At 45.9% G+C, this 13564-nt stretch carries 10 protein-coding genes; all 10 read right to left on the reverse strand.

Going from position 1 to position 13564, the window contains the following annotated elements; translation table 11 throughout:
* Nucleotides 1–27: 27 nt before the first annotated feature.
* Nucleotides 28–603 carry a superoxide dismutase family protein gene (locus ACTRXA_RS07420; RefSeq protein ID WP_442426570.1) on the reverse strand — a complete coding sequence of 192 codons (576 nt, stop codon included), beginning with the start codon at nucleotides 601–603 and terminating at the stop codon, nucleotides 28–30.
* A 37-nt stretch (nucleotides 604–640) separates the two neighbouring features.
* The gene (locus ACTRXA_RS07425) at nucleotides 641–1936 is read right to left on the reverse strand and encodes a GAF domain-containing sensor histidine kinase (RefSeq protein WP_442426571.1); all 1296 of its coding nucleotides are present in this window, start codon (nucleotides 1934–1936) and stop codon (nucleotides 641–643) included.
* A 94-nt stretch (nucleotides 1937–2030) separates the two neighbouring features.
* The gene (locus ACTRXA_RS07430; protein WP_442426572.1) at nucleotides 2031–3218 is read right to left on the reverse strand and encodes an ATP-binding protein; all 1188 of its coding nucleotides are present in this window, start codon (nucleotides 3216–3218) and stop codon (nucleotides 2031–2033) included.
* A gap of 57 nt (nucleotides 3219–3275) precedes the next feature.
* Nucleotides 3276–3671 (reverse strand): response regulator, encoded by a 396-nt coding sequence (locus tag ACTRXA_RS07435; RefSeq protein ID WP_442426573.1) that lies wholly within the window; start codon nucleotides 3669–3671, stop codon nucleotides 3276–3278.
* 276 nt (nucleotides 3672–3947) lie between these two features.
* Nucleotides 3948–4589: a response regulator gene (locus tag ACTRXA_RS07440; protein WP_442426574.1), complete on the reverse strand. Its 642-nt coding sequence runs from the start codon at nucleotides 4587–4589 to the stop codon at nucleotides 3948–3950.
* 11 nt (nucleotides 4590–4600) lie between these two features.
* Nucleotides 4601–6265, reverse strand: coding sequence for a PAS domain-containing protein (locus ACTRXA_RS07445; RefSeq protein WP_442426575.1), 1665 nt, complete (start codon nucleotides 6263–6265; stop codon nucleotides 4601–4603).
* A 439-nt stretch (nucleotides 6266–6704) separates the two neighbouring features.
* A complete protein-coding gene (locus ACTRXA_RS07450; RefSeq protein ID WP_442426576.1) occupies nucleotides 6705–7445 on the reverse strand; it encodes an efflux RND transporter periplasmic adaptor subunit in 741 nt (246 codons plus the stop codon).
* Between the two features lie 84 nt (nucleotides 7446–7529).
* The gene (locus ACTRXA_RS07455) at nucleotides 7530–9512 is read right to left on the reverse strand and encodes a preprotein translocase subunit SecA (RefSeq protein ID WP_442426577.1); all 1983 of its coding nucleotides are present in this window, start codon (nucleotides 9510–9512) and stop codon (nucleotides 7530–7532) included.
* A complete protein-coding gene (locus ACTRXA_RS07460) occupies nucleotides 9513–11663 on the reverse strand; it encodes a hypothetical protein (protein WP_442426578.1) in 2151 nt (716 codons plus the stop codon).
* A gap of 27 nt (nucleotides 11664–11690) precedes the next feature.
* Nucleotides 11691–13562, reverse strand: coding sequence for an efflux RND transporter periplasmic adaptor subunit (locus tag ACTRXA_RS07465; protein WP_442426579.1), 1872 nt, complete (start codon nucleotides 13560–13562; stop codon nucleotides 11691–11693).
* Nucleotides 13563–13564: the final 2 nt, after the last annotated feature.

Genomic DNA, 13564 nt, shown 5'->3' on the forward strand with positions numbered 1-13564 from the left:
ACTTTTCATCACATTTCCATAGTTTTCCTATCGCATTTTAATAATCCCACAAGCATCACGTGACCCACCCGCACATCCTTTACTCATCTCTGATTCATCATCACAATATTTATCTTCGTACGTATGAATAATAAAGGCAGCACCATCTGAATCGAAAATACTCAGGCGCCCTTCAGAAAGAGTGACCCGATTTGTGGTTGTCTGCATAACCCCGACGCCATCCTTTACCTCCATATTAACGAGATCCCCCATATGAAAGGGATGATTGAAATCAGGTGCGTCCGGTTTCGTATTGCTGTTAGGACCAGGATCATGATGGCCCTTAGCGGCGCTACAGGGCTTGCAGGAACCGGATTCATGAATATGCACCGCGTGCTTCCCATCTTTCAACCCCTTAATAATCAGGGACACATCAACTGACTTGATACCCTCTTCGGATTCTCTTTCAATAAGAACACCCGTTCCCGAAATCTCATTGTCTGCGCAACCACTAATTTCCGCTTCAGCAATCATGTCAGCAGAATAAGAAACACCCGTATTGAAGCCAAATAAAAACAATATTGTCAAAATTGGGATTTTTAAGACTTTTTGGTATATTTTCATGGTTTTTTCCTTTTTTAAGATAAACCCTAAGATTTTTTTATTCATTTTTTAAAAAGGGTATAACGAAGAAAAAGCATGCCCCCTTACCTAACTCACTATTAACGCCGACTTTCCCTGAATGAAGACTTACCAGTTTTTTTGTTATGGCCAGGCCCAACCCGGTGGTTTTTTCACCTCCAGTAGGCTTGGCGCTCAGGGTTTGGAATTCCTTAAATAATAATTTTTGATCTTCCTCAGATAGACCAGGCCCTTCATCCTTAACGGAAAACTCAATATTTTGGTCTTTGTTCTTTGTGGAAACCGTAATTATGGAATTGACAGGGGAAAATTTAATCGCATTGCCAATAAAATTCATTATGGCTTGGGTAATTGCATTTTCATCAAACAGGAAGGGATCATTACTTTCTAAGTTACTTATGATCGCAATATTTTTCTTATCTGCCAGCATTTGAGCCATTTCTACTTGTTGCTTAACAACTAAATTTAAATCATGGCTCTTCTTATTCAATTTAATCTGCCCGCTTTCAATTTTTGAAATGTCCAACAAATTATCCAGAAGACCTCGCATGAAATTGCTTGATTTATAAACTTTCTCCAAAAGCTCCTTTTGCTTGGGGTTAATGGTTCCAACCGTACCGTTTTTTAAAACCTCACTAAAGGTTTGAATTACGTAAATCGGATTCCTAAGATCATGGGAAGCAATGCCGAGGAATTGATTTTTCAGTTCATTTAGCCTTTTTAGTTTTTGATTACTTTCAACAATTTCTTCTTCCCTCCTGCAGGAAACAATGGCATCGGCTATAAGCCCGCCGATTGACATAAGAATCTCTTTGCTCCGAACGTACCAGGGCGGATTGGGATCTGTGTATAAAAAAAGTACACCTATGATCCGCCCCTTATTTTTCAACGGAACAATGTAGTGCCCATGATCGGTCATATCCTGAAATTTGTTTTCATGCCTTGAATCCGTAAAACAACTATCACTAACGATCATCTCACCTGACTCGGCAACCCTGCCACACAGACATTGACCAAGGGGAATCTCTTTTTCCTTGTTTAAAAATTCCTCAGAAAAGGTTCCTATAGTGCAATATAACTCCATTTTTTGTTCTTCTTCATTTACAAGAAAGATTCCCGCCTTATTCTCAACCTCCAACTCTTCAAAACGCGTTAGAACTGTAATTGTATCAATAAGCATGCTCTTCATATCCGTTGAGGAATGAAGAGTTTTAGCCACTTCATGGAGGACCCGGTACTCCTGGGTCCTTTGTCTAATTTCATTTTCTGCAGAGTTCTGTTTTTTATTTTCTAGATTCTTTTTGCCCGTCTCCATATTAGGGCCTCATTTATTAATTTTTTACTTCAATTTTTCGGGGTTTCATTCACTTTTTCAATATACCCTTAAGGTCATTTTTAAAACTATTTGTCTAATCAAAAGACTCTTCACCCTTTTCAATGGGCCAAATAATTTGCACCGTGGTCCCTTTGTTTTTCTGGGAAGCGATACTGATATTTCCTTCTGTTTTTTTTACTAATTGATAAACCGCTGTCAAACCCAACCCCGTACCTTTCCCTGGCGCCTTTGTCGTAAAAAAGGGGTCAAATACCCTATTAATAAATTCTTCTGGCATACCTTCGCCTGTATCTTGAATTGATACCAAAATTGTTTTGTCCCTACACTCTGAAATTATTTTAAGCTTACCTCCACCTCTCATAGCTTCTAAGGAATTGGAGATAATATTAAAAAATATTTGTTGTATATCATCACCCCTTGACTTTATTAAGGGCAGGGAACAATAGTCCTTTTCGACTTGTACGTTTTCGCTTTCATGGGTTAAAAGGGCAACTTCCAATGCAGCATCCATTCGTTCGTTTAAATTAATTACTGGATGTCCTTCCGCAGTGGGGGATGATATATAACTGTTCAGCTTTTCAATTATTTTAACCAGAGCCTGTGCCTTTTCTTTTATCCTCTTTGCATGAATATCAATTGCTTCTTTTTCTTTTTCTTTCAAAATCATTTCCGAAAACCCTATCATGCTGTAAAGAGGATTGTTGAATTCATGAGCTATTCCCGCACCCAACGTTCCCAGCCCTGACATTCTCTCGGCCAGAATGAATTGCTCATTAAATACCGTTTCGGGACTGACTTCACAAAACCGCACTAATGAAATATTCTTTTTATTTTCTTTTTCATTAACTTCAAACCGGTCATAAATATAATTCCGTCTTTTAATTGTAATTGTTCGTGAATTGCGGATAACTCCAAGTGGCTTTTTCGGTATTAAAGGATCCCTAATTCTCTCCCTAATTTCTTCTTTTACCTTCTCTTTATTTCTGTCCTTTATTATTGGACTTGCTTGCATCTTGAAAATCGACATAAGGACAGTTGCTTCCTGTTTATTTTCAAAATGTTTTTCTTGAATTTTCATACCTTTTATTTTTTCAAATGAAACGTCCAACATCGTTTCACATGCTTGATTCATGTATGCCACATTATATTCAGAATCAATCCCCAGAATTGGATCTGGAATTTTCCATAAAATGTCTTTTTCCGTATTTTCCAGCATATGGGTTTGGACCATTCCATTGCATTCGTTTTCGAATGGCTTCATTTATTCTTTTAATTTAAAAACCCGGGAGGTTTTAAGAACACCTCCCGGGTTTTTAAATTAAAGTTCAATCTCTTTACCAACTGATACCCATTTATCCACCGTAGCTACCAACTTTTCCTGTTCCACCGGTTTAACCAGATAATCCTTAACTCCTTCTTTCAGCAAATCCACGGCCATTTTTGTATCAGGAAATCCTGTTATGACAACAATGGGAATTCCCGGTGCATTTTCACGAATATAGTGAATGCATTCAATTCCGTTAACCTTAGGCATCCGTATATCGCACAAAATCACACCCACATTGCTCATGTTGTCCTCGGAATTAAGCAGGTCAATTCCCTCCTGGCCATTTTCCGCTTCAATAACCTGGTAATGTCCTTCACTCAGGTGAAACTTCAAAACATCCCGGACATCTTTTTCATCATCTACAATCAAGACTTTTCCTTTAGGCATAACAGTTCTCCTTTTTTCTTAATTTTTGTTCTGCTCTTGTGTTTTTCCAACCCGGATTTTCCCCTGCCGTTAATTTTGAAAAACCAAATCGCAATTTTTTCACCGTTTTTCAGCGATTATTTTTCCCCTCATTTAACAAAGTAACTCTGGGGTGATTTTAATTAAAGCGCAGGACTTGTGTTTTTGTTGAGGTTGTTTCCGAAAAGGGCTGTAGTGTTATCACTACAATTGGGCGGGAGCCCAGGAGGGGGGATAAAGAAACCAATGAAATTGGGCTTATTTAATCAATGAATTATCAATTGCATACCTCACAATTTCCGAATTGCTATCCATTCCCATTTTTTCAAGGATTCGGGCTCGATATGTACTTATTGTATTAATACTTAGGTTCAATTCATCGGCTATTTCCTTTATTTTCCTGCCCAAAGCTATCAAATGAAAAACCTGGAATTCCCGGTCAGTCAGTTTTTCATGAGGGGCTTCTTTATTGCTTTTATTGAGTTCGCCAATCAATCTATCCGTCATTTCCGGTGACACAAATTTACCACCTTGTGCTACTTTTCTTACGGCTTCAACCAGTTGTACCGATACGCTGGCTTTCCCAAGGTAACCTGAAGCTCCTGCCTTTAAAAACCTAAGGCCATAATGTTTTTCCGGAAAAATACTCAGGATCAGGACGGGTATTTGGGGTTTAATGGCTTTAATTTCAATTAAAATTTCCAAACCACTTTTTCTTGGCATATCGAAATCAAGAAGCACAACATCAATTTCCATTTCCTTGATTTTTTTTAATACCTCCACCCCGTCTCTGGCCTCTCCAACCACACGGAGGTCTGAGGTTGTTGCGAGAATGGTTTTTATTCCCTGACGGACCACTTCATGGTCATCGGCAACCAGAACCTTAATTAAACCATTCATTGGACATTTCCCTAATTATTAACTGGAATCTCCACTCTTACCTTTGTCCCTTTTCCGGGTTTTCCTTTAAATATCACGTTTCCGTTCCACAAATGAACCCGCTCCTGGATACCCACCAATCCAAGTGAATTTATGTTTTCCAGACTTTCCTTCTTAATTCCCTTCCCGTTATCAGCTACCTCCAAAACAAGATTATTTCCTTCCCCCTTCAGGGCAACTTGAACACGACTTGCATTCGCATGACGGACAATATTTGTTAAAGTCTCTTGAAATATACGAAACAATGTAGTTTGAAGACTTTCTTCTATTTTTATTTCTCTATCCATGCCCTTTAGGTCAAAATGCAGTCCAAATTTACTACTATATTCATCTGCCTGCCATGCTATAGCTTCAGATAGTCCAAACGCGTCCAATATAGGAGGCCGCAGTTCTGTTGCAATCTTTTGTACGGATCTGATGGTAGAATCGATCATATTTGTCATCGCTTCATAACGTTCCAATATCTCCATTCTATCTAATGGGTTATTCTCTTTAAGATATAAGACGTTCATTTTTAGGGCGGTCAGCGATTGCCCCAATTCATCATGGACTTCTCTTGATATACGGGTTTTCTCTTCTTCCCTTATGGACTGTAATTTATTACCCAAATTTCGTAATCTCTGATGGGATAAATTCAATTCTTCTTCCATCATATAACGCTTGGTTTCATCTGTAATAAACCCTTCCAAAGCTGTTAACTCCCCCGCTTCGGAATAAATTCCTCTTCCCTGATCCCGCACAATTTTTTCATTTCCTGACAAAGTATTGATTCTATAAATTAAAGTATAGGGCTCTTTATCTTTTATAGCCTTTTTGATAGTTTGATAAACCCTTAACTGGTCAACTGGATGTATCAGTTGCTGAAATTTTATTTTTTTTCCCAAAAATTCTGAAGCATTTTCACCTGTAATAGCCGAGCACCCATCACTTATAAATAACATTGTACGCTGACTATCGTTCAGGGACCGGTAAACCATTCCTGGCAGGTTAGAAATTAATGTATTTAAAATCCGACGACTTTCCATCAGGTCATGCGTTCGTTCTTCAATTTGGACTTCCAATTTTTCTTTAAGTGTAATTAATTCATTTTCAATTTTCTTTCTCTCAATAGTATGTGCAACCAAACCACCTATGGATAATAAAACGGCCTGACTGTGTTGATACCATCGGGGTTGTATTTCAGTATAAAGAAACATAATACCCACAAGCCGGCCTTCGCTGGTTTTTAAAGGAATTATGTAATGACCGTGGGCTGTCATATCGGTGTAAGTCCGTTCGTGACGCGGATCTGTGAAACAACTTTCGCTCATCAAAAGTTCTTTTGATTCTGCAGCCCGACCGCATAAACAATTTCCAAATGGAACTTCCTTTTCCTTCTGCAGAAATTCCTCCGAAAAATCGCCCTGTGTTGTGAATAACCGCAATACCCTTTTAGCTTCATCCGCCAAAAAAATTCCAGACTTTGGTTTTACTTTTAGTTTTTTGAACCCCGTGATTTCCTGGAGAACTTGATTCAACAGGCTTTTTAGGTCCCTGTTTTCTTCTAAAACCTGGGCGACTCTATGGAGGATTCGGTATTCTTCCGTTATTTCATTTGGAGGGGGGGTGGCTGCGGGATCATTTGGAAGGGAGGCCATAGTCAAATTATAAGTTTATGGTTTTGAACGCATGCGACCTATAATTAACTTAAAATGCTAATTTGGGGACTGGTTATTGTTATGATTCAAAGTTAATCACTTCAAAGCACGACCCCTTGAAATTGAAATTTTTTGGTTAAACCTTTAAATGGCTATTTACATTATAACCACCCCTTCATTATAGTCGTTAATGTCACACCCATCCCAATTGAGAAGCTATTTATTTCCCCCACCCAAAAGAACATCCCTATTAAATTGTTTTTTTTGAACTTACTGACAATATTCGAAAGGGAATTTTCTGAAATTTGGAACGCACCAGACTTTCCTTTACTATTCAGACATCCTTTTTTTGATTTTGTCAGGTTTTCAAACCATTGGAGAAATGGTTGTTCGTTGCTTTTTTGATGGGCATCTGAATCCGGCAAGCAAACACCGCCGATCACTTTAGAGGAAATTTAACGCCGCATTTGAGACCTGCAACAACCTTATGCTTGGGGTTGGGTAATTCCAGACGGATGCCGAACGTGCCGCTGGCGGCATCGACCACCGAATCCACGATCTTTACCTCCGCCTTGTATTTTCCTCCTACAGGCTTTTCCGGAAACACCGTCGCCTTCATCCCTGTTTTGATTTTTCCAAGGTAGGCAATCGGCGCGATAACCTCAACATTCAACGGATCGATCTGCGCCAACTTAACCACGGGTTGTTCTTCCACAAACTCACCCGGCGATTTCAACCGTTCCACAACGACACCGTTGATAGGGCTCACGATGCTACGCAGGTCCAGCACCTCCTCCGCGCGCTCCAACTCCAGCCCTGCAATCTTGTGTCCCTCCTCTGCACGCAGGACTTCCAATTCCGCCAGGATTTTTTCCGTTTCCGCCTCATCCTGTTCATTCTTGGGAACCATGTTTTTCTCATAAAGCTCATTAACCCGCTGGAGTTTCCTCTGGCTCAATGCAAAACGCTCTTTACTGATCTGTATTTGCGTTTTCGATTGCGCCTGTGCCTTTGCCAGTTCCACTCCCGCTTTTTCGACTCCGGATCGCAAACGCGCCACCACCTGGCCTTTTTTCACCAGGTCCCCGCGTTTGACCGACACATCTTCCAAAGTCCCACGAATGGAGGTGCTCAACTCCACTGTCATGAAAGGTTCGATGACACAGTCGAAGTCACTCATTCCCTTTTGAGCCAACCCAGTGCCTCCGGGAAGGATCCAGAACCATAATGCTGCCCAAACAAAAAACGATAAAAAATTTTTCATTTATTCCGAACGACCTGAAAAAGCCAGCATTTTGCTGGTTTGTTTATCCATATCCTTCAATTTTGCGCGCGCCGCCGCATGATGCCGGCCTACCCCCCATTGCGTCAAAATCCATAATGAACGGGCAATCCAATTCCCCAAAAAACCTAGTCGCCTTGCAACATGGACAACCCATTCAGGTGCAAACACCTGAACCAAATCGTCCTCCAGGGAAATAAAGTAATCGGGTCCGCCTTGTTCATTCCCCGCTCCACAACGCTGGATCAGTTGCCGGTCATGCCGGCGGGTTTCGCTACATTCGGCAAGAATACCATGTGGCCCGGCAAAAGTTCCTTGTTGGCCAAAGGCCGTCCCGCCCATTCCCCTGGCCACCGAATACAACAAAATGGTGATGGAACCCGGACGCGCCTTCTCATTCAATCGAAATGCCTCATTTTCATTGTGATTGTCCGTGAGAACATGGCAGGAAAGACCGCGTTTGGCAAGTATGGATGCCAGCAACTCACCCATGGGAAGGGATCGTACTGCAATGAAAACAGACTTTCCAGAGCGGTGCAATGCTTCGGCACGCTCCGCAACAGCTTCCCATTTCCTTTCGGCGTCGGGGTAAAAGTGAAAAGATGCCGCTTTTCTTTTAAAACCGTTTCCCATCGGAACCCGCATTACTTTAAATGGATACAATAATTCGAGTTCCCTTCGGGATTCCATCAGAGTATGGGACACCCCGCCCAAATACAGGTAGCGCTGGAATAATTCCTGGTATGAAATTTTGGCCAGCGTTTCCCGGTCTCCGGTACTGGGAAGACCCTCCTTCAATTCCAGCAACTGCAAAAGGCCTCTCTGCCAGGAAGTCTCCATACGCAATGCACGCAATACCCGTTCTTCCATATGAATCTTTTCATTATCCACTCGGTAATGTAGGTCCCGAATAAGCAGGTGAGTTGCAGTGAGGGCCTGTGTTATTAAATCCTGGCTTCGCTCTATCCCCGACCACATTCCTCCAAGATGCTCCGTGACTTGCGCGATACGAATGCGTCCATTTGCGTTCAGGTGCACACGAGGCTGGACTTCGTCAATGTCGAAATCCATCCCGATGTGAAGCAATGCTGAAAGCTCCAGGGCCTTTTCGTAAACCTTTCCTACTCCAGGTAGATCCGTATTTCTGGAAATCAGCAACGGAGCCCGGGCATCATCAATCAACACTGTGTCCAGTTCATCAATAATGGCAAAACACAATCCGCGGAGAACCAGTGTTTGCCCGCGTCCCTCTTTTTCACTCAGGCGATCGAGGTGCAACTGGAGCCGGCCTCGCCGCCCCTCAGAAGCCAGGTGATCCCGCAGATAATCGAATGCAACCTGTTTGTGGGTTGTGAATGCGATGTCCGCACGGTACTGCTCCTGACGGGAGGGAATGTCCATTCCCGCCACCACTTCACCAGTTGAAACGCCCAATTCTTTGCAGATCCGGGAAAGACGTGAGGATAAGCGCCGAACCAGGTGATCCGTTGCGGTGATGACATGTACCGGAAAGCCTGCAAGCGCCGCGGTGAGGGAGGACAGTGCAACTGAAACGGCGTTGTCATCAGTTTCACAGGACTCAACAGCCCGCTGGTGAAGGATGCCCCAACCCGCTAAAATTTCACCCGAACCCGGACGCACATTTTCATTGCGCACGAACCACTCCGTCACCAGTGCAAAACTTCTGGCTACGAAATAAGGCTGGAATCCTTGACGATGCAGGGAGGACCGGATCGCCAGGGCTTCATTTCGTATTTCTTTATCTGAAAGCTCCCGGAATTCATTTGCAAGGCGGTTCACCTGATCCAGAAAATTGTGTGCTTCCGGCGGGGGAGCAATGGCCTCCGGACCACGTAACTGCGTTAGGCGGCGCCATGTTGTATCCAGCCACCCCGGTTGTTCCTTTTGTTTTTCCGGATAGAGGCCCGAGGCAACGCCGGGTCTGGTCCAGTTCCCAATAAACATTTAAACACCGAACCTCTTGAGCAAAAGCTGACGAACCATGCGGTACCACTGCTCCGCCAACGGGACCTTCCCGTGGTCAAACCGGACGAAGACCCTCTCTCCTATACTTTTCAATCCCGCCTGGGGCGGCAATTCCAGATCGAGTTGAAAAACCGATTTGAATGCTTTCGTGCCCGCCTCGTCGCTGGGATCCACCGCCACTTCACCCCCTCCAGGCAAACCCAGGGCCATGCTGGGCAATTTTTCGGTCGCCGCAGGAACCTCGCGTTTCACCATGGCCGTATACACTTCAGAGATACGTTCGGCCATGCGAACCTGGACGGCACGGGTTTGTTCTTTCACCAACCCGATGCGATCTTGAGGTACAACCACCCTCACGGTCCTCAACGGGTAGTCAACAACATAACCTAAAAGCTGGCCTTTCTTTACAAAACGATCTTTCAAGTCATCTGAATTCGGAAGTATGAGGGTACCATCCAGCGGACTGCGAATCACCAGATGAGACTCTTTCTCCTCCATGCGTTCCAACTGGGCCCGCACTGCGAGCATTTCCTCCTTCTTGATTTCCGCCTGCGTCCTGTTCTCAAAACGCAGTGCCATATACCGTACTTCCAGTTCCTTCAATTCCTTTTGCAGGACTTTTTTCTCCGCGATCAGCAGGGGATCTTCACTGACCATGATCGCATCGTCCCGATTGACAAACTGGTTTGTATTGATCTTCACCTCCTGGATGAAACCATGTGTTTGTGCCCGCAGGATCGATTTTTCCGGAGGCCAAGTCACACCCTCCGCCCGGGTTGCATAAGGAAAGGGAACTTTAAAAATAAACCAGCCAAGCGACACAACCAGCACCGCACTCATGACCACGGCTCGTACGCGTTTTCCGGAGATCACCGGACTCCGGGTGAGGAAATCGAGTTTTTTGTAAATGGGAATAACGAGCATGGTCATGAGGGCCCACATGGCCAGCACCACACCAACGATGAAAAACTTTCCGGCCACAAACAGCACGATCACGCCCATGATAAACAGCCGGTAAAAAAACGACGCAATACCGTAAAACAATAGCCAGGACCGTTCGCCCCAACTGTTTGCGGGTGACTTCACATGTTTAGCCCCAAACAGGTAGCGCTGGAACAGGTAACCCAAATATTGCGTGGACCGTGTCCCCAGATTGGGAATTTCAATTGCGTCGGAAAGAAAATAATAGCCGTCAAACCGCAACAGGGGATTTCCGTTAAACAAAAGGGTGGACACACTGCCGATCAGAATCACGTTGTAAGCGATGGTGTGGACCAGACCGTGTTCCACGTTGACCCAAACGAACATGGCCAGCGCGGCAAGAAACAGTTCCACCATGATTCCCGCCGCATCTACGATCATGCGCTTGGACTTCTCGCTGAAAGCCGACGCACTGGACGCCTCTACATAAGGCACGGGGATGAACACAAGAAGCATGATTCCCATTTCATGCACCTCGCCACCCCATACTTTCGTTGCAAACGCATGGCCGAACTCATGGACCAACTTCACCAGAGGGTAAACCAGCCACAGCACAAACAGGTTTTCCGGGGTCATCACACGGTCAGCCAGGTTTTGTGTCAATCCGCCCCAATGCACCCCCGCAAGGAATACCGCATAGCCCACGACCGCAATCCACAGGGTGAAACCAAACCAGTTGAAAACATAACGCACAGTTGATTGCCAGCGGGCGAGAAACCGTTCTGGATTGAGGAGGGGGAAGCGAATGGAAAGGGGACTCCAGAACCATTGCTTTAATTTCATTTTTTCGTGGAGCTGGTGACGACCGAACAATTCCAATGTGTCCGGGGGAACATCGCACAGCAGGGTGTCGCTGGTGTGAAGCTGCCCCGCCAGACGGATCATTTCATCCTGGGTCGGCGCATCATCACCGAGGAAATCCACCGCACGATCCCAGATTTCCTGAAACGTGCGCTTGCCGTCCATTTGTGCGACAAGGTAATACGCGGCAGGGCTCAGGCGGTGGTAGCGCCCTGAAGAATGATCCTGCAAAACGTACCAGAGGCGCCCTCGATAATGATGCCGGTGGACTTCCGCATGGTTCCGCAGGCGTGGTTTCAGGTGCGCCACACGGTACCACACCGGGCTGTACATCGAATCCAGGGACATAAAGGTTTCCTGATTCAGGGAAAGGGCTTAAGGCCACCACGTCCAGATTTGAAGACGCATCCAGTCCATCATCTCACGCGTGAGCACCCAGATGAGTTTGCGTTCTCCAATTTCAATTTTTCCCACACCCTCCATTCCGGGACGCAAAAATGCCGGAGTGGCACCCAAACTCGCCTCGACACGGAAAAAATTACCACCTTCTTTCGTTTCTGTTACGGGCGTGATTTTATTCACTTCAAACGGAAGCTGCTGTTCCACGGCGCCCGACAACACGATCCTGCCCTTCTGCCCAAGCTTGATGTGGTTGATGTTGCGTTCATCCACATGCAGCAGAACGCGGTAGGCATCCAGAGGCGCCAGTTCGAACATCACCTCTCCGCGCTCCACCGGCGCACCCAGCGACTGGCTCAGATCGCCGGACACCACCACGCCATGAAAGGGAGACTTGACTTTTGTCCGGGCCAATTGCTTTTCAGCCAGCTCCAGCTTGGCCTGGGCCTGCTCGATCTGGGCTTTGAGGATGCGGATTTCACTGCGGTCGAACTTTGCCAGCACATCACGGTACTGGCGCCGGTATTTTTCAAGCTCACTTTTCCATTTAAGGCGTTCCAGGACCAGGTCCTTGTCGTCCAGCGTGAACAGCAACTGCCCTTCTTCCACAATGTCCCCCGGACGGACAAGCGCTTCCGAAACATACCCATCCAGGGGAGATACCATGACCCGCTGCACTGCTCCCTGCAGGGTCGCATCAGCCGAAACGCGGAACTGCGTGGTAGCGAAAGTGAAAAACAGAATCGCGCCAGCAAGCAGGATTGAAAACAGCTTCCATCCCAGATTTCGCGGACCAAACAGGCTCGTCAACCCACTCCAGAAAGAAATTGCGACCTTGGCGACAATATTACGGTCATCGCGTCGTTTGGTGTACAGGATGGGCCCGACCATCTGGCCGATAGCCTCGCATACTTCTGTCTGTTCCGGGGTGAACCGTTTGCCACCGGACAACTCATACATCAACGCACCAATGATACGGTCATGCATCACCAAAGGGACCGTACAGATCCCGGATTTACCGTGTTGTTTGGAAAACTCGCCATGCACCCGGTTGATGAAAGGATAAGAAGCATCAGGCGAAGGGTAAAGGATGGTCGCGGCCTGATCGAGACATTCCTCCATGGCCCGGCAAATATTGCGGATGAGATTGGTCTTCCTGTTGAACTTGGCGCTGTGGGACAACGCCACCACCTTCATACCAGTGCCTTTAACGAATCCGAGACTCACCCGTTCGCACCCCAGCTTCACCGCCATGTCTGTCACCACTGCGTTGGCCGCGTCGTGAAACCGTTCCTTTTCCAGACCGCTCGCCACCAATTCCAGAATGGTGGCGAGGTGTTTGTTACCGGAAGGGGTTTTGTCTTTCTCTCGGCGGTAAAACCGCTCCACCCACGCACCGCCCCATTGCAACTGCCGCATGAGGGTTCGCAGTGAGTTCGGGTTGCTGGTCGCGACTTCCACCGCAACCGTTCCATACAGATCGTCACCTATAAGAAACGGATGGGCCAGGTAAGATAATCGGGATGAATCCTTTTTTCCGTTGGCCTGCCCGGGATTGCGCATCACTCCCTTGCGCTGTTGCATCGCCATTTCTACAGCGCCGGTCAGATGGAGATTGATGCCTTTTTTTTCAGGCCAGAATGCAGCAGGGGCGTATTCGCGTGTCTTGGGATCGCCCAGAACCATCACTCCACGGGTGATTCCGGGAATATGACCGCATTGCAGGGAGAGCCAGGCATCCGCAAATTCCTGGGGGGTGGCGGCGTCGATCAACCGCTTCCATTGAGCGGGATCGACGAAAGCGCGGCGCGGATCGCCTCTGGTTTCAGACCCGGTTTCTGGACGCATTG

This window comes from Nitrospina sp. P1_D6 (genome assembly GCF_052156615.1).
Taxonomy (GTDB): Bacteria; Nitrospinota; Nitrospinia; order Nitrospinales; family Nitrospinaceae; genus Nitrospina.